At 65.9% G+C, this 20558-nt stretch carries 21 protein-coding genes; 15 read left to right on the forward strand and 6 right to left on the reverse strand.

Annotated elements, in window-relative coordinates; translation table 11 throughout:
* The 9 genes from C444_RS01210 to argF form a co-directional block, all read left to right on the forward strand.
* Positions 1-1055: argininosuccinate synthase (locus C444_RS01210; RefSeq protein WP_004590362.1), on the forward strand; the 1055-nt coding region annotated here is incomplete at its 5' end.
* A gap of 4 nt (positions 1056-1059) precedes the next feature.
* The gene (gene argH / locus C444_RS01215; protein ID WP_004590363.1) at positions 1060-2562 is read left to right on the forward strand and encodes an argininosuccinate lyase; all 1503 of its coding nucleotides are present in this window, start codon (positions 1060-1062) and stop codon (positions 2560-2562) included.
* A 165-nt stretch (positions 2563-2727) separates the two neighbouring features.
* On the forward strand, positions 2728-2892 hold the full coding sequence (gene lysW / locus C444_RS01220) for a lysine biosynthesis protein LysW (RefSeq protein WP_004590364.1): 165 nt from the start codon (positions 2728-2730) through the stop codon (positions 2890-2892).
* Between the two features lie 87 nt (positions 2893-2979).
* Positions 2980-3876, forward strand: coding sequence for a lysine biosynthesis protein LysX (gene lysX / locus C444_RS01225; RefSeq protein WP_004590365.1), 897 nt, complete (start codon positions 2980-2982; stop codon positions 3874-3876).
* Entirely contained in the window at positions 3873-4910 is a 1038-nt protein-coding gene (gene argC, locus C444_RS01230) for an N-acetyl-gamma-glutamyl-phosphate reductase (protein WP_004590366.1), read from the forward strand. The genes lysX and argC overlap by 4 nt, the downstream gene beginning before the upstream one ends.
* A 19-nt stretch (positions 4911-4929) precedes the next feature.
* A complete protein-coding gene (locus tag C444_RS01235) occupies positions 4930-5790 on the forward strand; it encodes an acetylglutamate/acetylaminoadipate kinase (protein WP_004590367.1) in 861 nt (286 codons plus the stop codon).
* The gene (locus C444_RS01240; RefSeq protein WP_004590368.1) at positions 5787-6911 is read left to right on the forward strand and encodes an aspartate aminotransferase family protein; all 1125 of its coding nucleotides are present in this window, start codon (positions 5787-5789) and stop codon (positions 6909-6911) included. Before C444_RS01235 ends, C444_RS01240 begins: the two co-directional genes overlap by 4 nt.
* The gene (locus tag C444_RS01245; RefSeq protein ID WP_004590369.1) at positions 6908-7969 is read left to right on the forward strand and encodes a [LysW]-lysine hydrolase; all 1062 of its coding nucleotides are present in this window, start codon (positions 6908-6910) and stop codon (positions 7967-7969) included. Before C444_RS01240 ends, C444_RS01245 begins: the two co-directional genes overlap by 4 nt.
* A gap of 1 nt (position 7970) precedes the next feature.
* On the forward strand, positions 7971-8867 hold the full coding sequence (argF, locus tag C444_RS01250; RefSeq protein WP_004590370.1) for an ornithine carbamoyltransferase: 897 nt from the start codon (positions 7971-7973) through the stop codon (positions 8865-8867).
* Between the two features lie 314 nt (positions 8868-9181).
* Here argF and C444_RS01255 read toward each other — a convergent pair whose 3' ends face one another.
* The gene (locus tag C444_RS01255) at positions 9182-10159 is read right to left on the reverse strand and encodes an orotate phosphoribosyltransferase (protein WP_004590372.1); all 978 of its coding nucleotides are present in this window, start codon (positions 10157-10159) and stop codon (positions 9182-9184) included.
* 441 nt (positions 10160-10600) lie between these two features.
* On the opposite strand from C444_RS01255, the gene C444_RS01260 reads away from it, so the two are divergent.
* From C444_RS01260 to C444_RS01275, 4 genes are all read left to right on the forward strand, one after another.
* A complete protein-coding gene (locus C444_RS01260) occupies positions 10601-10990 on the forward strand; it encodes a helix-turn-helix domain-containing protein (protein WP_004590373.1) in 390 nt (129 codons plus the stop codon).
* Positions 10991-11067: 77 nt separating this feature from the next.
* Positions 11068-12447, forward strand: coding sequence for a threonine synthase (thrC, locus tag C444_RS01265; RefSeq protein ID WP_004590374.1), 1380 nt, complete (start codon positions 11068-11070; stop codon positions 12445-12447).
* 238 nt (positions 12448-12685) lie between these two features.
* Entirely contained in the window at positions 12686-13360 is a 675-nt protein-coding gene (locus C444_RS01270; RefSeq protein WP_004590375.1) for a DUF4166 domain-containing protein, read from the forward strand.
* Positions 13357-14331, forward strand: coding sequence for a YndJ family protein (locus tag C444_RS01275; RefSeq protein WP_004590376.1), 975 nt, complete (start codon positions 13357-13359; stop codon positions 14329-14331). Before C444_RS01270 ends, C444_RS01275 begins: the two co-directional genes overlap by 4 nt.
* Before the next feature lie 6 nt (positions 14332-14337).
* Here C444_RS01275 and C444_RS01280 read toward each other — a convergent pair whose 3' ends face one another.
* On the reverse strand, positions 14338-14736 hold the full coding sequence (locus tag C444_RS01280) for a GNAT family N-acetyltransferase (protein ID WP_049909013.1): 399 nt from the start codon (positions 14734-14736) through the stop codon (positions 14338-14340).
* A 201-nt stretch (positions 14737-14937) separates the two neighbouring features.
* Here C444_RS01280 and C444_RS01285 point away from each other — a divergent pair, with 201 nt between their 5' ends.
* Positions 14938-16113, forward strand: coding sequence for an aspartate kinase (locus C444_RS01285; protein WP_004590378.1), 1176 nt, complete (start codon positions 14938-14940; stop codon positions 16111-16113).
* Between the two features lie 14 nt (positions 16114-16127).
* On the opposite strand, the gene fer is transcribed toward C444_RS01285, so the two are convergent.
* The 3 genes from fer to C444_RS01300 form a co-directional block, all read right to left on the reverse strand.
* On the reverse strand, positions 16128-16796 hold the full coding sequence (gene fer, locus C444_RS01290) for a ferredoxin Fer (RefSeq protein ID WP_004590379.1): 669 nt from the start codon (positions 16794-16796) through the stop codon (positions 16128-16130).
* A gap of 85 nt (positions 16797-16881) precedes the next feature.
* Positions 16882-17580, reverse strand: coding sequence for a metallophosphoesterase family protein (locus C444_RS01295; RefSeq protein WP_004590380.1), 699 nt, complete (start codon positions 17578-17580; stop codon positions 16882-16884).
* A 79-nt stretch (positions 17581-17659) separates the two neighbouring features.
* On the reverse strand, positions 17660-18268 hold the full coding sequence (locus C444_RS01300; protein WP_004590381.1) for an IMP cyclohydrolase: 609 nt from the start codon (positions 18266-18268) through the stop codon (positions 17660-17662).
* Positions 18269-18798: 530 nt separating this feature from the next.
* Between C444_RS01300 and C444_RS01310 the strand changes: the two genes are divergently transcribed.
* Positions 18799-19230 carry a universal stress protein gene (locus tag C444_RS01310; protein WP_004590382.1) on the forward strand — a complete coding sequence of 144 codons (432 nt, stop codon included), beginning with the start codon at positions 18799-18801 and terminating at the stop codon, positions 19228-19230.
* A 74-nt stretch (positions 19231-19304) separates the two neighbouring features.
* Here the strand turns inward: C444_RS01310 and C444_RS01315 are convergent, their stop codons facing one another.
* On the reverse strand, positions 19305-20498 hold the full coding sequence (locus tag C444_RS01315; protein ID WP_004590383.1) for an inorganic phosphate transporter: 1194 nt from the start codon (positions 20496-20498) through the stop codon (positions 19305-19307).
* Positions 20499-20558: the final 60 nt, after the last annotated feature.

Raw genomic sequence — 20558 nt, forward strand, 5'->3', positions numbered from 1 at the left:
CAACCGAGGAGTTCGCGGACCTCTGTATGGAGGCCGTCAAGGCAAACGCCGACTATCAGGGCTACCCGCTCGGGACCGCCCTCGCGCGCCCGGTCATCGCCAAGGCCATCCTCTCGGTCGCCGAGGAGCAGGGCTGTTCGGCCGTCGCCCACGGCTGTACCGGCAAAGGGAACGACCAACTGCGCTTCGAGGCCGTCTGGCGTGACTCCGACCTCGATGTCATCGCACCGGTGCGTGAACTCGGGCTCACCCGCGAATGGGAGAACGAGTACGCCGCGGAGAAGGGCCTGCCCGTCGAGGGCGGCGACGGCGGCCGCTACTCCATCGACACGAACCTCTGGAGCCGTTCCATCGAGGGCTCCGAACTGGAAGACCCGAGCACCATCCCAGCCGACGACATCTACAAGTGGACCGAGAACCCCTCCGACAAGGACGCCGAACTCGTCGAGGTCGAATTTGAGGAAGGCGTTCCCGTTGCTGTCGACGGCGATGAACTCGGCGGCGTCGAACTTATCGAGCAACTCAACGCGCAAGCGGGTGCCCACGGCATCGGCCGCACGGACATGATGGAAGACCGTATGCTCGGGCTGAAAGTCCGCGAGAACTACGAACACCCCGCGGCCACCGTCCTGCTGACGGCCCACGAAGCGCTGGAAGGCCTCGTCCTCACGCAGGAAGAGCGCCAGTTCAAGGCCCAGGTCGACCAGGAGTGGTCCCAGAAGGCCTACCAGGGCCTCGTCGACGCGCCGCTGACGGGCGCGCTCGAGGCGTTTATCGACGACACCAACGAGCGCGTCACCGGGACCGTTACGGTCAAACTCGAAGGCGGTCACTGCCGCCCGGTCTCGCGCGAATCGGACTACGCCGTCTACAGCGAGTCGGCGGCCTCGTTCAACGAGGAGGACGTCTCCGGGGGCATCACCCAGCAGGACGCCACCGGCGTCGCGAAGTACCACGGCTTCCAGTCCCGTTTGGCGAACAAGATTCTGGCCGACGCAAAGAAGGGCGCCGCCGTGACCGACGGCAGCGGCGACAGCGAGGACACGGAGGAGTAAGCGAATGAGCGACGGCGAGGATCACGAGACGGCGGACGCCACCGGAGACCACGACGAGACGGTCGTCCGCCGCGACCGCTTCGCGGGCGGGCCCGCCCGGTCGTTCCTCTCCTCGCTGTCGGACGACGAGCGCATCTTCGCGGCCGACCTGGCTGTCGACCGCGCCCACGTCGTGATGCTGGCCGAACAGGAGATCATCGACCGCGAGACGGCCGGTGAGGTGCTGGCCGCACTGGCGGCTGTTGAGGAGGCGGGCCACGGAGAGCTGCCCGACGGCGAAGACGTTCACGAAGCCATCGAGAGCGCCGTGATTGAGCGTGTCGGCCCCGCCGGCGGCAAGATGCACACCGCGCGCTCGCGCAACGACGAGGTGGCAGCCTGCATCCGCTACCGCCTGCGCGAAGACATATTGGACCTCGTGGAGACCCTCATAGGAGCCCGCGAGCGACTCATCGAAGTGGCTCGCGCCGAGCGCGAGACGGTGATGCCCGGCTACACGCATCTCCAGCCCGCACAGCCGACGACGGTCGCCCACTGGGTGCTGTCCTACGAACAGGCGCTCCAGCGCGACACCGCACGGCTGCTGGATGCCTACGAGCGCGTCAATCAGAACCCGCTGGGGTCGGCCGCGTTCGCCGGGACTCCCTTCGACGTGGACAGGGAGCGCACGGCGGAACTGCTCGGGTTCGAGGGCGTCGCCGAGAACTCGATGGACGCCTCGGCCACGCGGGATTTCCTCGTCGAGACGACCAGCGCGGTGGCGACGCTGGCGACGAACTTGTCGGGGCTGGCCGAGGACGTGGTCGTGATGGCGAGCAAGGGCCACGTCGACCTCGACGACGACTACGCCTCGACGTCCTCTATCATGCCCCAGAAGAAGAACCCGGACACGCTGGAACTGGTCCGCGGTCGAACGGGCGACGCCGTCGGTGGGCTGAACGGCCTGCTGACCAACCTGAAAGGCCAGCCGCGCGCGTACAACCGCGACCTGCAGCGCGCCGGCCGGCACGCCTGGGACGCAATCGACAGTGTCACCGAGAGCGTGGCCGTGGCCGCTGGTGCGGTCGCGACCGCGGACTGGCCCGCCGACACGCTCGAAGCCGCGGCTACCGATGGATTCGCGACGGCGACCGGCGTGGCGGACCTGCTGGCGATGGCCGGCGTGCCGTTCCGGACAGCCCACGAGGTCGTCGCCGAGGCGGCGGCGGGCCTGGGTCCCGAGGAGGACGCGCCCGACTACGAGGCGCTGTCGGCCGTTGCCGAGGACGTGCTGGGCGAGCCCTTGTCGACTTACGTCGATCGCGAGGCGTTGGCGGCTGCGCTTGACCCGACCGAAAGTGTCGCAATGCGGGACTCTCGGGGTGGCCCGGCCCCCGACGCCGTCGCCGAGCAGGTATCGGTGGCTGAGGATGCCCTCGCCGCCGACAGCGAGGAACTGACTGACCGCCGGCAGGCGGTTTCACAGGCGACTGACCGGCGCCAGACGGAGGTGGACCGATATGTCTGAACGACCACCGTCCCCTCGCGGGACAATTATACCATACTTCTGATACACGAATCGGAAACGTGGAGGATTTGGAGTTTTGATACGATTAGAGTGCGGTGTGTGTTGTTAAACTATTCTGATATGTTCGAAGGCTTTAAGTGGATCCCTGTCACAGGATGAACTACAATGGCAGAATGCATCGAGTGTGGGGCGGACGTGTCCCTGCACGACAACCTCGAAGTTGGAGAGATCGTTGACTGTACCACCTGCGGTGCCGAGCTGGAAGTCGTCGGCGCCGACCCCGTCGAGCTCGACAGCGCACCCGAGCTCGAAGAGGACTGGGGTGAGTGAGGTGTTCGCGGTGGCGCGGCGTTCGACGCCGTACGTGACGCCCGTGGCGGTTGACGCCGCGAGCCGCGAACCCACGGAGGACTCAGTATGAAAGTCGGACTCCTCTACTCGCGCATCCGCCGGGACGAGAAGCTGCTCCTGTCGGAACTGCGCGAGCGCGATCACGAGATCGAGAAGATAGACGTTCGCAAACAGCAGTTCAATATCCACGAGGCCCCCGAGGCCTTCGAGGATCTGGACATCGTCGTCGACCGCTGTCTGGCGACCAGCCGCAGCGTGTACGCGACGAAGTTCGCGAAGGCCTACGGCGTCCCCGTGGTCAACGGCCCCGAGGTCGCCGACACCTGCGCGGACAAGGTCAACAACAGCCTCGCGCTGGAAGCGGCGGGCGTGCCGACGCCGAACACGGATGTCGCGTTCACGAAGGACGCGGCGCTGGAATCCATCGAGAAGTTCGGCTACCCCTGCGTCCTGAAGCCGGTCGTCGGCTCCTGGGGTCGCCTGATGGCGAAGATCGACTCCCGCTCGGCCGCCGAGGCCATCCTCGAACACAAGGAGACGCTCGGCCACTACGAGCACAAGATCTTCTACGTCCAGGAGTTCGTGGACAAGCCCGGCCGCGACATGCGCGTGCTGGCCGTCGACGGCGAACCGATTGCGGCGATGGTCCGCTCCTCGGACCACTGGCTCACCAACGCCGCGAAGGGCGCAGAAACCAACGAGTTCGAACTGGACGACCGCGCGCTGGAACTGGTCGAGAAGGCCTCCGACGCGGTCGGCGGCGGCCTGCTCGGTATCGACTTAATGGAAGTCGGTGTCGACGAGGAAAGCGGTGAGTTCGAGGACTACACGGTCCACGAGGTCAACCACACCGTCGAGTTCAAGGCGCTGAACGAGGTCACCGACGTGGACGTGCCTGCGAAGGTCGTCGACTGGCTCGAACAGAAGGCGGCGACGGAGGCCGACGCCGAGGTGACAGCATGACGTACTCCGCGAGCGTCGTCGGCGGTTCCGGCTTCACCGGCGGGGAACTGCTTCGCATCCTCGACGGCCACCCCGAGTTCGAACTGGCGCAGGCGACCAGCCGCTCGAAGGAGAACAAGACCATCGGCCACTCCCATCCGAACCTCCGGCACTCGGACCTGCGCTTTTCGTCGCCGGAGGACCTGGAGTCGGTCGACGTGCTGTTCGCCGCGACGCCCCACGGCGTCTCGATGGAGCAAATCGACGCGTTCCAAGAGGCCGCCGGCACGGTCGTCGACCTCTCGGCGGACTTCCGCCTCGACAGCGAGGCCCAGTACGACGAGTGGTACGACGGGCACACGCGCCCGGAACTGCTCGAACAGAGCGAGTACGCGCTGCCGGAACTCAACCGTGACAACCTCGCGGGTGCAGACCTCATCGCCTCGGGCGGCTGTAACGCCACGGCGACGATCCTTGGCCTGCTCCCGCTGTTCGAGGCCGACATCCTCTCCGGCAACGAGCAGGTCGTCGTCGACGTGAAGGTCGGCTCCAGCGAGGGCGGGGCCGGCGGCGGCGAGGCATCCAGCCACCCCGAGCGCTCGGGCGTCGTCCGCCCGTACGCGCCCACGGGCCACCGCCACGAGGCCGAGATCCAGCAGTTCCTCGGCATCGACGTGTCCTTCACCGTCCACGCGGTGGACATGATCCGCGGCGCGAGCGCGACCTGTCACGTCTTCCCCGAGGGGCCCGTCTCGAAGGGCGACCTCTGGGGCGCGTACCGCGGCGAGTACGAGGACGAACCGTTCGTCGAACTCGTCGCCGGCGGTGGCGGCGTCTACCGCTACCCCGAACCCAAATCGGTCGCGGGCACGAACCGCGCCGAGGTCGGCTTCGAACTCGACCCCGGCAACAAGCGACTGGTCGTGTTCTCGGCCATCGACAACATGATGAAAGGGTCGGCGGGCCAGGCGGTCCACGCGGCCAACGTCGCACTGGGCATCGAAGAGACGGCGGGCCTGGAGTTCCAGGGGCTCCACCCCGTCGGCGCACCGTAACCCCTGGAGAGGCTTTTTCATGACAGTAGTTATCAAAGTCGGTGGCGCTCGCGCGGTCGACCCTGCGGGGGCGCTTGCGGACGTGGCATCGTTAGTGGCCGACGGTGAGCAAGTCGTCGTGGTACACGGCGGCTCCACCAAAGTCGACGAGACGCTCGAACGGCTCGGCGTCGAGCCCGAATACGTCGAGACCCCGTCGGGCGTCGTCGGCCGGTTCACGGACGAGACCACGATGGAGGTGTTCGAGATGGCGTTTGGCCACCTGAACACCCAGCTCGTCGCCGGCCTCCAGAGCGAGGGCGTCGACGCGGTCGGTCTCAACGGCGTCGACGGCAAACTGCTCTACGGACCGCGCAAGTCCGCAGTGCGGGTCGTCGAGGACGGGAAGAAGAAGATCCGCCGTGGCGACCACTCAGGGACCATCAAGCAGGTCAACGGCGACCTGCTGGACTCGCTGCTCGACGATGGCTACACACCGGTTGCTGCGCCACCCATGGCCGGCGACGACGATGGGGAAATCATTCCCGTCAACACGGACGCCGACCGCTCGGCGGCGGCCATCGCCGGCGAACTCGACGCGCAGCTGGTACTCTTGACCGATGTCGAGGGCGTCTACGCTGACCCCGATGACCCGTCGACACTCATCGAATCGGTCGAGACGGCGGCCGACTGGGATGCGCTTGAGGACGCCGCGGAAGGCTTCATGAGCCGGAAGATCATGGCCGCCGAGGAGGCGCTCGACGGCGGCGCACCCGAGGTTGTGGTGGCCGACGCCAACGCCGAGTCACCGATCCTCTCGGCGCTTGACGGCGGCGGCACCCACGTCCACGCGAACGCACTCGAACAGGACACAGACAAGACAGCGACGGAGGAACAATGAGCGGATTCGTCTTCAACGAGAAACCCATCCAGATCGAACGTGGCGACGGTGCCTACGTCTACGACGACGGCACAGAGTACCTAGACATGGGCGCGTCCTATGCCTGTGTCCCGCTGGGACACGGCCATCCGGCGGTCCAAGAAGCCGTCAGCGACCAGCTAGAGAAGATCACGTACGTCCAGGCGTCGTACCCGAACGCCGAGCGGACGGCGCTGTACGACCTGCTGGCCGACACCGCGCCGGACCCGATCAACAAGACCTGGCTCTGTAACTCCGGGACTGAGGCCAACGAGGCCGCACTGAAGTTCGCCCGGTCGGCGACGGGCAACTCCAAGATTGTCGCGACGATGCAGGGCTTCCACGGCCGGACGATGGGCGCGCTGGCGACCACGTGGAAAAACAAGTACAAGAAGCCCTACGAGCCGCTCATCGGCGACGTGGAGTTCGTCCCCTACGACGACAGCGAGGCGCTGGACGAGGCTGTCGACGAGGACACCGCCGCGTTCATCGTCGAACCGGTCCAGGGTGAGGGCGGCATCAATCCGGCCTCGGACGGCTACCTCGAAGCCGCACGGGAGATCACCGAGGACGCCGGCGCGGCGCTCATCTTCGACGAGGTCCAGACTGGGATGGGCCGGACCGGTGCGCTGTGGAACTCCCAGCGGGCCGACGTCGCGCCCGACATGATAACCGCGGCGAAGGGGCTGGGCAACGGCCTCCCCGTCGGCACGACGCTGTGCCGGGACTGGATCGCCGAGGACTACGGCTCCCACGCCTCGACGTTCTCGGGCGGGCCGGTCATCTCGGCGGCCGCCGGCGCGACCGTCTCGACCGTCGTCGAGGACGACGTTCCCGAAAACGCCGCTGCGATGGGCGACTACCTCCAGACCGAACTGGAAGCGGCCGTCGGCGACGACGTGCGGGATATCCGCGGCGAGGGCCTGATGATCGGCGTCGAGGTCGGTCGCGGCGCGAACGCGGCGCTGAAGGAACTCGCCCTGAACCACCAAGTGCTCGCGCTGCCGGCCGGCCGCACCGTCGTGCGCCTGCTCCCGCCGCTGACCATCGACGAGTCCCACGCCGACGCCGTCGTCGATGCGCTGTCGGAGGTGGTTGGATGAGCGAAGCCGCGAGCCGCGAGGCCGACACCGAGGCCCGCGACCTGCTCGAAGCGGTCGTCCGCATCCCGTCGGTCTCGCGCGACGAGACGGAGGCGGCCGAACGGCTGGTCGAGTTCTTCGAGGCCCACGGCCGCGAGGCGTGGCTCGACGAGGTCGGCAACGTCCGCGCGCCAGCCGACGACGGCGTCCTGCTCACCTCCCACATCGACACCGTCCCGGGCGACATCCCGGTCCGCGTCGAGGAGGGTGACGAGGGCGACGTGCTCTGGGGCCGCGGCAGCGTCGACGCGAAGGGGCCGCTGTGTGCGATGGCCGTCGCCGCCGTCCGCACCGGGGCCTCCTTCGTCGGCGTCGTCGGCGAGGAGGTCGACTCGAAGGGCGCCCGCTATCTGATCGAGGACCGCGAGACGGCACCCGATGCCGTCATCAACGGCGAACCCTCCGGCTGGGAGGGCATCACGCTCGGCTACCGCGGCCTGCTGGCCGGAACGTACGTCGCGACCAGCGAGTCCGGTCACTCCTCGCGCCCGGAGAATAACGCAATCCAGGACGCCATCGACTGGTGGTCTGCGGTCGACGACGAGTTCGCCACCGACGAGTGGCACCCCGTCTTCGAACGTGTCACCTGCAAGCCCGTCGATTTCAAGGGCGGGACGTCGACTGACGGGCTCTCCGTCGAGGCGACGATGGACGTCCAACTGCGGGTCCCGCCGGAGTACAGCACCGACGAGATCCGCGAGATCGCCGACGGATTCCTGACGAACGGGACCGTCAACTGGGACGACAAGGTGGAACCGGTGATGCAGAGCCCCCGGACCAGCGCCGCCCGGGCGTTCCGGGCCGCGATCCGGCAGGCGGGCGGCGATCCTACGCTGCTTCGCAAGACAGGTACCAGCGACATGAACGTCTACGCGAAGGCGTGGGACTGTCCGATGGTGACATACGGTCCCGGCGACTCCGACCTCGATCACGCACCGAACGAGCACCTCCCGCTCGATGAATACGACCGCTCCGTCGCGGTGCTTGAGACCGCGACCGAACGCCTGCTGGAGGACTGATATGGACATACTCGACGTCGACGACCTCACGACCGACGAACTGACGACCGTCCTCGACCGCGCCGCGGCGATCAAGGCCGACCACGGCGAGGGGAGTCCGAGCGACCTGCTGGACCAGCAGACACTGGGCATGATATTCGAGAAGCCATCGACGCGAACCAGGGTCTCCTTCGAGACGGGGATGACGCAACTGGGCGGCCACGCCGTGTTCCTCGGCCCCGACGACATCCATCTGGGCCACGGGGAACCAGTCAAGGACACCGCCCGCGCACTCGGCCGGTACGTCGATTTCATCATGGCTCGTGTGTTCGACCACGCCGACGCGGAAGAACTGGCCGAATACGCTGAAGTCCCGGTCATCAACGGGCTGACCGACGACGCCCACCCTTGCCAGACGCTCGCCGACCTGCTGACCATCCGCGAGCAGTTCGGCGACTTCGATGACGTGTCCGTAGCGTGGGTCGGCGACGGGAACAACGTCTGCCAGTCCTTTGCCATCGGCGCGGCGATGGTCGGCATCGACCTCACCGTCGCCACGCCGGAGGGCTACGGCATCTCCGAGAACGTCGCCGACCGCGCCGCCGCCTTCGGCAACGCGCCCGAGACCACCCACGACCCCGAAGCAGCGGTCGCCGACGCCGACGTGGTGTACTCCGACGTGTGGGTCAGCATGGGCCAAGAGGACCAGCGCGGCCAGAAGCTCGAAGACTTCGAGGGCTTCCAGATCACGACAGACCTGCTCGGCGACCGGCCGTTCATGCACTGCCTGCCCGCCCACCGCGGCGAGGAGGTCACCGATGACGCCATCGAGTCGGAGAACGCCGTTGTCTGGGACCAAGCGGAGAACCGCCTGCACGCTCAGAAGGGACTGCTCGTGTGGCTGTCCGAGCAGGCGTAGTACCGTCCCGAGCGGAGCGAGGGACGGCTTTGCCCCAGGTTTTTGCGCGAGTGGTCATGAACGAAGTGAACGACCCGACGCGGAAAAAGTGGCTGCCGGCACAGGCAGAGAACCGCCTACACGCTCAGAAGGGACTGCTCGTGTGGCTGTCCGAACAGGCGTAGACCCGTCCCGAGCGAAGTGAGGGACGGCTTTTTCCCACCGAAAGACTCGCGTCGCTCGTCTTTCGAGCCTTGCTTCGCTCCGTTCAGCAAGACCACGTGTTTGCGCGAGTGGTAAGCGCGCAGCGCTTACCCGAGCGGGAAAAACGCGGGCTATAGAAACACCGACGAGGCTCGTTTGACGAAGTCGACGGGGTCCGACCGGAGTTGTTCGACGTATCGAAGCGGGTCGGATTTGACGGCCTCGATAGACATCTGGCCGTTTCTGGCGACGCGGTTCAGATACCCCTGCTGGAGCATCCGGTTTTGCTCCTTGCTGTAGACGGGTTTACTCGTCTGCATGGCAATCGTCCGCGCCTGAGAGTGTGAGCTCTCGATGAACAGTTTGGCATCCGAGGACTGGTACACCGTGGCCTTGTACTCGCCGTGGTTGCCTGCGGCAACCCGCGTGGCCTTGTCCGGGTACTGCATCATCACCAGCTCGGCGTACTCGATTCCGTGCTCGTCGAGCCAGGCGGCGGTCTCGCTGCGGTACTTCTCCAGCCGACAGGTGACTATCTTCCCGATTTCCACCGAGGGAACACAGATAGGGTCGACAGTCGCGATGAACTCCCGGTATTTCGGCCCGTCGTCGTTTTCTTCGGGCGTCGGGTCGCGACAGAGGATGCCATCCAGATCAACGCAGGACTTCGCGAGGAAATCGTGGTGCATCATGTTCCACTCGAACACTCTCGGGAACGGCAGGGTCTGGGCGTAGGTATCAACGAACCGCTCGGAGCCCTCGTCCACGTACACAGCGCCGTAGTACACGTCCGCAGACAGGTCCAGGTCGCCGATAGTCGACTGTGCGCCGGTCATTTCGCTGCCGGTGTAGACGGTGTCGTCCACGACCAGTATCTTCGAGAACTCCGAGAGGTCGAACTCACCGTCGTACCGTTCTCCCGTCTGTAGGAGTCTCCCCTCCCGCAGTCCGTCGATATCCGTCATCGGGAGATTGAGATGCAGCGAAAGTAAGTTTGACACTAGCATCCCGCTTCTGGGTATTCCGACGATCAGATCCAGGTCGTTTGGCAGATCGACGATCCACTCCTGCGTATCGGCACTGAGATGGGAGAAACTCCTGTAATTCATTGGTTTCTGGAAGTAGGAAGTATTAGCATCCTCATCGTAGCTCGAACATCACGAGGAGAAATGCGCTTACTTCTTTTCAAATGACATCAGTTGGTGAGTGTTAATGCTTTTGATTTGTAAATCATTAGGATATTATTTTAGAGAGGAAAGTACGGTTGTCGAGTCTTCTTCCGCTCCGGGGCTATTTCCACCCGAAACAGTGCCCTTTCCGATGATTTTGACAATATTACCCACAGTATCCGCCGTCGTCGGAGCGTGAGAGCTGACGGTTCCGGCTGAAATAGTGCGTTTTTTGATACATCTGGAAAACGGGTTTCATAATCAGTCTTCCGGGTCACCGTCGGCGGTTCGGAATCGGATGGACACGGACCGCGACGACGCCGTCGCGGTGAGGTTGAGGTAACGGCCCAGTTTATCCGGGTTGGAACAATACAGATCGGTATGTCTGTCAACCCGTCTCCGGACCAGTTCCACGAGCTGATGGTCGACGACGAACCGAACCTCTCGGACGTGATGGCCTGTGTCTTTGGCGTTCAAGAACACGAAGTACGGACGTATCAGACATTGCTTGAGACTCCTGCAAGCACTGTCGAGGAACTCGCTGACGAACTCGGTCGGGATCGCTCGAACATCAACCGGTCGCTGTCGACGCTCCGCGAGAAGGGGCTCGCGACGCGGAAACGGCGATTGCTCGACGGCGGCGGCCACGTCTACCAGTACACTGCGACACCGCTGTCAGAGGCCCGCGAGCTGATGCACGAGACCCTCGACGAGTGGACTGCGGTGGTCCATCACCGTATCGACGAGTTCGACGCCAGCCCCGGTGAGTGATAGCTGCCGTGCCGTGAGCGCCGACGGTATGGCCGGCAACCGTCCGACTTTTGCCCGGTGGGGGCGTGGTCCCGACAATGGCTGACCTGCAACTCACCGACGACGTGCCGCCGGTTGCCGACGACGGCGTCTGGCTGGCCTGTATCGAGTGTGGTGAGACGTTCGCGCCCTTCGACGCAATCCGCTACACCTGCGACGACTGTGACGGCCTGCTCGAGGTTCGCTATGACGACCTGCCGACCTTCGACGAGTTCGAGGGGTCGGGCGTCTGGAGATACAACGCCGCCCTGCCCTTCGAGGAGGGCGTCACGCTCCCAGAGGGCGACACGCCGCTGCACGAGATGCCCCGCCTGAAAGACGACATCGGTGTCGACGCGCTCCGCGTGAAACACGAGGGGATGAACCCCACTGGCTCGTTCAAGGACCGCGGTATGACTGTCGGTGTCCGAGTCGCTCAGGAGGTCGGCGTCGACCGACTGGCCTGTGCCTCGACGGGCAACACGTCCGCGGCGCTTGCGGCCTACGGCGCTCGCGGCGGGATGGAGACGCTCGTGCTCCTCCCCGCCGGGAAGGTCGCGGCTGGCAAGATCGCACAGGCGAGCCTCCACCGCGCGCGTATCCTCGAAGTCGACGGCAACTTCGACCAGTGTCTCGACATCGTACAGGACCTCGCACAGCGTGGTGAGGCCTACCTCCTCAATTCGCTGAACCCCTTCCGGCTGGAGGGCCAGAAGACCATCGGGCTGGAGATCATGGAGGAGTTCTACGCCGACCACGGCGAGTACCCGGACCGCATCGTCCTGCCGGTCGGCAACGCCGGCAACACCGCGGCGCTGTACAAGTGCTTCCGCGAACTCGTCAAGGCCGGCGCGATAACCGAGGAGCAGGTGCCCAAACTCACCGGTGTGCAGGCTGAGGGGGCCGCGCCGATGGTCGAGGCCATCGAGAACGGATACGAGGACACCCGCCGCTGGGAGGACGTCGAGACCCGCGCGACCGCCATCCGAATCGGCAATCCGGTCAACGCGCCGAAGGCGCTGCCGGGCATCCGGGAGACCGGCGGCACCGCCGTCGCCGTCTCCGACGAGGAAATCACCGAAGCACAGCGCGACATCGCCGGGGAGGGCGTCGGCGTCGAACCGGCCTCCGCCGCCTCCGTCGCCGGCCTCCGGAAGCTCCGGCGCGAGGGCGAGGTCGATAGCGACGAGTCGGTCGTCTGTCTGACCACGGGCCACCTGCTCAAAGACCCCGAAGCAGCCGCCGAAGCCGGGAACGAGCCGGAGCCAGTCGCAAACAGCACCGAGGCCGTGCTGGACCTCATCGAAGAACCGTCGTCGATCACCGGGACGGTTCGGCGACAGGTATCGAAGGCTGCCGACGCGCCGCTGGTCCCGGCGCTGGTCGCCAGCGGCCTCGGCGTCGCGTACCTCTACCGCAAACTTCGCTCGAAGAAGTAAGGTCGGCGAGGGCGGCCACGAACCGCTCCGCGGCCGTGCTGGAGTTTCCGGCCGAAAACTGACTGTGCCGGCTCTCCGTTCCGTGTTTTCCCGTCTTCTACCCAGTAGAAATATCCATCTCCCCTGGGAACAGCTAACCAATGGACGCACAGACGCGGGGCGTGTCGGGAGTGCCGTGTCGGAACACTGCTGTCGAGACGCCGCTTGCACTGAGGATGCCACCGACCGGGGTAGTGCTGTGACGGGCGTCTACGAGCGGGCGCTGGGCGAGGCCGCGGCCGACCTCCACCCGAAGGTCCGCGACCGGTACAGCCTCGCTCCGGACGACGGGACGGTCTGTGTCGGCCGCGGCGAGATGGATATCACCCGTGGAACGCTGGTCCTGCCGGCGCTGTATGCGATGACGACCCAGAACATGCTGTTTCCCGAAGCCGGTGAGGGCGTGCCGTTCTCAGTGACGACGGTGGCCTACACGACCGAGGGCGGTCACGAGGCCATGACGACCCGCCGCGCGTTCGACTTCGGCGAGACAACCCGTCTGTTCGACTCGCTGACCGTCTGGGACGCCGAGGCCGAGCGGCTGCTTGACTTCCTGGGGACCCACGGCCGGATCGCCAGCGAACTCCATCCGCGGGTCGAGGACGGCGCGCTCGTGGTGACCGGCGGCCGCCAGTGGGCCCGTCTGGGCAACCGATACGTTCCCCTGCCGGGGCCGCTGGCCGCCAACGTGGAAGTCCGCGACCGCTACGACGAGGCCGACGAGCGCTACCACGTCACCGCGACCGTCGAGAACGACCTCGTGGGCCACATGCTCGGCTACCGCGGAACGTTCACGCAGGAACAGACCGACGGCGACGGGACGCCCGACGACCTGCGAATCGTCCGCGGGCTCGACCGACTCCCGCCGCGATGAGTGACCGCGCCGGCGGGGCCCGGCAGCCAGCGCCCGGTCACATCACCCAGCCGACCATCGGTAGTGTCGCCGTGGCGGACCTGAGCGCGGCGCTCGGGGTAGCGGTCTGGCTGGCGCTGACGGCCGCCGGCGAACTGGACGCCATCGAACGGGCGCTCGCACTCGCGCCGCTCGTGTTAGTCCCGCTCGCGCTCCGGACAGCGGTGACCGGGACGTTTGAGGGGGCCGCGAGGCGGTACACGACCACAGCCATCTGGCTCCAGCCGGTCGGCGCGCTCCTGCTCGCGGCATCACTGGTCGTCCAGTCACCGGCTCCGCTGGCCGCCGGACTCGCCACGCCGTGGCTTGCGGTCACCGGCCTCCTCGGACTCGTTGCGCTCGCACGGACGCGTACGCGGCAGACGCTGACGCTCCCAGAGACTGCTATCGATGCCGGCTTGGCTTACGTCTCAGTTGGCGCGGTCGCGCTCCTGTTGGCCCATCTCGACCTGACGCTCTGGTTCGACCGTGTCATCATTCGACTGACGGCAGTCCACTTCCACTACGCCGGGTTCGTCCTCCCGGTGGCGGCGGGACTGACCGGCCGTCACCTCGCCGTTCATTCGCGTGGATTCCGCACCGTCGTCGGTGTCATCCTCGTCGGCCCGGCGCTCATCGCGGTCGGTATCGCCTTCTCGCCGCTGGTAGAGGTCGTCGCAGTGAGCTTCTTCACCGCCGCCGTTGCGGCCTTCGGCGCTGTGGTCCTGCGTCGCGTCGTCCCGACCTGCCCTCGACCGCAGGGGCTCTTGCTCGGCATCGCGGCCGTGGCGCTCCCGATTTCGATGGCGCTCGCACTCGGCTACGGGATATCGACGTTCACGGGCCGGTCGCTGGGGCTGACGATCTCGACGATGATTGCGCTCCACGGCTCGCTCAACGCCTTCGGGTTCGGACTGTGTGCGACGCTCGGGTGGCGGCTCTCGGTTTCCTGATGCCGGTCAGTGCTCCGCTCGCTCCGGCTCTAACCGGTAGCGCGTCGTCTCCTGTCCGTCGAACCGGGGACCGTTTCCGGTGGAGGTGAACCCGACCGCCTCGACAGCGGCCCGGACTTCTGATTCGTCTTCCGGTAGAAGTAGCTCGACTGACATATGCTCTCGGCGAGCGAATTCGATGGGGTCCGTCAGGAGTTCTTCGCAGGCGTCGCTCGACCCGGCCAGTTGCGTCACGTGGACGGTCCCACGCTCGGCGTCGAAGCTCACGAACCCCACAATCTCGTCGTCGGCCTCGGCTACGCGGACGGTGCGGTCGTGAACGAGGTTCTGCATCACGTCCGGCGGCCCGTCAGCGAGGGCAGCCAGTCGCTCGGCGTCGTCCTCAATAGCGTCGCGAATATCCATGTACATGTGTGGGAACCCCACGCAAATAAACGGTGTGTCGGACGTTTCGGGTCGCGTTCGCCTCCGTAGCAATAGGTCTTCACGCGACGGACTCCGTCGGGTCCTGCAGACAGTGCGATGTGGAAACAGATGGACACAGTTATCCCGAGCGACGGATAACGCGAGGGCAATGGTTCACGTACACACGGGCACGGTGGTAGCATGCGCGTAGTCGCCAAGTTCGGTGGGACGAGCCTCGGCAGCGGCGACCGCATCAACCGGGCCGCGGACTCGATTGCCGCTGCTGTCCAGCAGGGCCACGAGGTCGCTGTCGTCGCCTCGGCGATGGGTAACACGACCGACGAACTGCTCGACGAGATCAACTACGACGCCGACTCCGCGGACCGCGCTGAAATCGTCTCGATGGGCGAACGGACCTCCGTCCGGATGCTCAAAGGGGCGCTCGCTGCCCGCGGCATCGAGGCCGTCTTCCTCGAACCCGGCAGCGAGGACTGGCCGATCATTACCGACGAGTACGGCGAGGTCGACGTCGAGGAGACACAGAAGCGCGCCCACGCGCTGGCCGGCCAGCTCAAGGACGTCGTCCCGGTCATCACCGGATTCCTAGCCGAGGACCACCAGGGCAACGTGACGACGCTCGGCCGTGGCGGCTCCGACACGAGCGCCGTGATGATGGGCGACTACATGGATGCCGACGAAGTCGTCATCGTTACCGATGTCGAGGGCGTTATGACCGGCGACCCACGGGTTGTCGAGGGCGCTCGGAACGTCGGCAAGATTTCCGTCGACGAGCTCCGGTCGCTGTCGTTCCGGGGGGCCGAGGTGGTCGCGCCGTCGGCGCTGTCCTACAAGAGCGACGACCTCGGCGTTCGCGTCGTCCACTACCAGCACGGCGACTTGCTCGCCGGTGGTACGTCCATCCAGGGTGAGTTCCAGAACCTCATCGACCTACAGGAACAGCCTATCGCCTGTGTGACCGTCGCCGGCCGCGCCATCCGGAACAGTCCGGGTATCCTCGCGGACCTGTCGGGCGCTATCGCCGACGAGGAGATCAACATCGAGGCCAACTCCTCGGGGATGGACTCGCTGACGTTCTACGTTGACGAGGATGACGCCGAGGAGGCCGAAGCATTGCTGCACGCTCGTATCGTCGACGACGAGACGCTCTCGTCGGTCACTGTCGAGGACGATATCGCCGTTATCCGCGTCACCGGCGGCGACCCGAGCCAGTCGGCGCTCGCCCACCAAGTCGTTGAACCGCTTGCCGACGCCCATATCCATCTCTACGACGTGATTACGTCCGCGACGTCGGTCTCCGTGTTCGTCCCGTGGGAGGACCGCGAACAGGCCCTCTCGCTCGTGCAGGACGTGTTCTAAACGCTGAGTTCTTTTTAATCAGTTGAGGAGGCCTGCTCGAACCGGCTCGCGGGCAGCAACAGTTCGCTGACTTCGGGGAGGTGTTTCAGGTTATAGACGATTTTCGCGTCGTCAGAGACCGGTGCGGCGATACACGACAGGCGAATCCCCTTCTCTGTGAGTTCGGGCGGGAGGATGTGGCTCGCCGGCGACGGCATCTCGCCCTCGACGACCGCGACCGCGCAGTTCGTACACGCGCCGCCGCGGCAGGCAAACGGCCACGCAAAGCCGTTCTTTTCGGCCGCTTCGAGCAGCGTGTCGTTCGGGTCGACGTAGAACCGTCCGAAATCAGACGACCGCAGGTTCGCGTCGGCGGCCTTCTCGAACAGGTCCTCGTCTTCGAGCGCCCAGCCGTGGTCCTCCAGCACCTCGAAGTTGAGAAACGCCACCATCGGGTCGTCCGGTTCCGGCGGGGCTTCCTCGGTTTCAGACCCGGATTCGGCCGTCGGTGACTTGTCCGGCAGCGGGTCTCCGGGCTCGTAGCCGTTCTGCAGTCGCTCGTAGGCGTCCTTGACTGTCTGGAACTCGGCCGTCGAGCCACCCTGGTCGGGGTGTGCCTCTTTCACCCGCTCGCGGTACGCGTCGACGATCTCCCCGTCGTCGGCGTCCGGCGTGATTCCGAGGACCTCGAATGGGGACTCCACGCCACACAGTAGCGGTCACGGACATAAATCCCCTCCCCCCGCTGCAGTTTCTGCAGGCTGCTGGCGACGGTCGATGCGGCCCTCTCTAGCGGCCCTGCGTCAGCCGGAAACCGATCTCCCGCGGCAAGTCGGCGTCGTCTACCGCGTCGATGACCGCGCTCGTGTCGTAGGCCACGCGGTGCTCCTCGACAGTCAGGTCCGCGAGGTCGAGCACGGCGTAGGAAGCCCGGTGGTCCCTGTCGCGGGGCTGGCCCACGCTGCCGGGGTTCAGCACGACGCCGTCCCCGTACACCTCGTGGTGCTGATGATGCGTATGACCCATCACGAGTACGTCCTCGTCGCCCAGCAGATCCGGCCCGAACTCCTCGGGATAGGTGTAGTGGTCCGGGTCGTCAGGGTGGCCGTGGACGAGTTTCACTCGACCGTCACACACCCGCCGCTCGTCGGGCAGCGCTGCCAGCCACTCGATCTGCTCGTCGGACAACTGTTCCGTGGCGTGTTCGACACCGGCCTGGGCCATCCCGTTGAACGCGAACGGCGTCTCGGCGGCGACCGCCCTGTCGTGGTTACCCATCACTGTCGGGACTTCTTCGGTCGGCCAGGGACCGTCCGCAGGGAGCGCGTCGGTATGCCCGCGCATCGCGTCGACACAGTCGGCGTGCCAGGGGTTGTAGCCGACCACGTCGCCGGCACAGACTAGCCCGTCAACCGGCGGCATATCCGCCAGCACCGCCGCGAGCGCCACCCGATTGCCGTGGATATCAGAGAGTACGCCGAGTTTCATTGCTAGTGTCTACCTCCTGTGGGGTCTTGAGTGTCGGTCCTGGCTCAGTATCTGTGCCCGGTGCTTTGCTGCCATCCGCTCACTCTCCGTTGTACACTGCCACGTCGAACTCCCCGGCCGACCCCGCGACGCCGGCCGAACAGACGGCGTGCTCGTACTCGTGGTCGTACACCTCACGGGCCACCTCGCTGGCGTCGGTCGCGCCCAGGTCGAACGCCGTCGGGCTGTTCTCCTCGTATGTCGCCACAAGCGTCGGCTCGGTGACCTCCTCGACGAGCAGCGCGTCCCGACGGACAGTCCCGATGACCGCGCCCGGCCCGTCGGCGTTCGTCGTCGGGTCCGCCGCGTCGACGCCGACGACACCGGCGACCCGCGGCGTGTCGTAGTCGTCCTTTTCGAAGTCGAGCGAGAGGAGCGGCTCTGCGATGGCGTCCCGTGCCGGATAGCCGAGTTCGAGCTTTTCAGCGATTGGGTCGACATGGGAGCCGTTGCCGACGACTGCGCCGTGCTCGGTGACCCGGACGCCGTTGTAGGAGATGTAGGGATTGTCCGTCTCCGGGGCGTCCGGCGTCGGCTCGACGGTCACCGTCCCGTCGCGCTTGACTGCCTGGCGGTTGGGGAACGAGCGCGAGGAGACGCGGTACGCGCCGACCTCGGGACTGACGACGACGAATCGTCCAACGTACATACGCGAGTGTGCACAGCACCCAGAAAAAGCGCTGTCGATGTCTCGCCGCCCGGTGTCGGAATGACGCTATTGTCCTGATAGGTTATGAGGGCTGCTGACACGCTTCATGTCCGACCGAATCGCGCAACGCTTACAAAGGGGCACCCGATACTGTAGGGTGCACACAGTCCATTGGGGTAGAGGCCAATCCTGAAGCCTTCTGGGGGCTTCGACCCTGGTTCGAATCCAGGATGGACTATTTCTGTGGCGAGCAAACTCGCGAGCCATGAAATCGTAGTTACTGATTCGGACCCTGCCAGTCGCGCACAGCGAAGCGAGCACGTCTGGCTCCGGTTCGAATCCAGGATGGACTATTCTTCTCGTGAACAATTCGTGAGCGATGGCGTCGTAATTACTGGATTCGAGCCTTGGATGGCGAGCGAAGCGAGTCTTCCTCTGGTTCGAACCCATGCGGAACAGCCGGCGACGAAGGCGCTGGCAAGCATCGGCTCGCACCCTGGATACTTGTATCTCGCTCCGAGAGTACGCGTATGGCTCCCACGCACGTCCTCGTCCCGCTGGACGGGTCACCGCTGGCTGACGAGGCGCTGACGTACGCGCTGGAGACGTTCGACTGCCGGATTACAGTCCTGAACGTCGTCGCGCCCATCGATGCGGGGATGAGCGAGGGCGGCTTACTCGAACCGGACGCGGACCGCCAAGCGGCGGCCGACGACCGGGCCACGAAGCTCGTCGACCGGGCGTCACAGCAGGCCGACGAGGTCGGTCGGGAAATCGGGACCGCCGTCGAGACCGGCGACCCGGCCGAGACGATTCTTGCGTACGTCGCGGAGAGTGACGTGGACCAGGTGGTGATGGGCGGCCACGGCGGGACGCGAAACGAGATCGCCCGGCGGTTACTGGGGACCGTTGCGACAGCGGTCGTCAGCGAAGCGCCGGTGTCGGTGACGGTCGTCCGGTAGCGGGTCGTCCGGACCGCTGCCAGCATTTTCCGAGATCCACGGCCCGGAGCGGGGCACAGCGACACCGATCCGTCTCAGACCTGGCTTCCGAGAACCGCTTCCAGCGCCTGATACACGCCGAAGCCGAGCACGACGCTGGTGACGAGCGTGATGAGCCAGAACCCGACAGTCACGCCTATCTTGCGGCGGGAGACGCCGGCGGAGCCGCCGGCCAGGCCGCCGCCGATGACTCCGGAGATGATGATGTTGTTGAACGAGATTGGGATGCCTAGCGCGATGGCGGCCTGGGCGATGATGAAGCCGGGGACCAGCGCGGCGATGGAGCGGCGGACGCCGAGTTGCGCGTACTCGCGGGAGGTCGCCTGTAGCAGCCGAGGTGCACCCATCCACGCGCCGCCGAGGATACCCACAGCACCGAGCGCCAGCAACACCAGCCCGGGCAGACCCAGTTCGGCACGGTAGAGGTTTTCGAGTGGCCCGGTTGCGAGGCCGACCTGACTGCCGCCACTGGAGAAGGCGACGACGCTGCCGAGAACGACGAGGAAGGTCTTGATGCCCTTGTCGACGGAGGCCTGCGTCTGTAGGCGGATGTAGTAGAAGCTCCCGGCGGCGACCAGCAGTGTCGCGGCGACGGCGGCGATATCTGTCCCGGCGACCATCGCGGCAAAACCGGCCAGTGAGCCCTGTTCGGTGCCGGCAGGCGAGGGGATGATGCTCAACTGGACGTTGGCGACGATACCACCGACGACGCCGGCGAGCAGCGGGACACCGACTGTTTCGGGGATGTCGTCCCGGCGTAACACTGTCGCGGTGAGGTAGGCCAGACTACCTGACACAGGTGGAACGAGCAGCCAGAAGATGGCGATACGGCGGTAGGTGTCGAACACCGGCTGCCCGCCGAGCGACAGGCCGACGCCGACCATCGCGCCCGTCGTCGCGAACGCCGCCGGAACGGGGTAGCCCGAGTAGATTCCAAACGCCATGAATCCGGTTGCGGTCAACAGCCCAGCGACGGCTGCAAGCGATGTGATGGCGACCCCGTCGATGAGGCCGGCTCCGACTGTCTCGGAGATACTCCCACCCTGGGTCAGTGCGCCCAGCGCGGCGAGGATGCCGATCAGGAAAGCGGCGCGCATTGTCGAGATAGCGTTCGCGCCGATAGCCGGGGCGAACGGCGGTGAATTGCTGTTCGCACCGAGTGTCCAGGCCGTCACAAGCCCGGTGATCGTTGCGAGGGCGACCAGCGCCCAGAAAACGACGGTGGTCACCGCGTGCTGAGCCCCGCTGGGGCCTGCCAGTTGTTGCTGTGTGAACGCGACCAGACTGTC

The organism is Haloarcula japonica DSM 6131 (assembly GCF_000336635.1).
Taxonomy (GTDB): domain Archaea; phylum Halobacteriota; class Halobacteria; order Halobacteriales; family Haloarculaceae; genus Haloarcula; species Haloarcula japonica.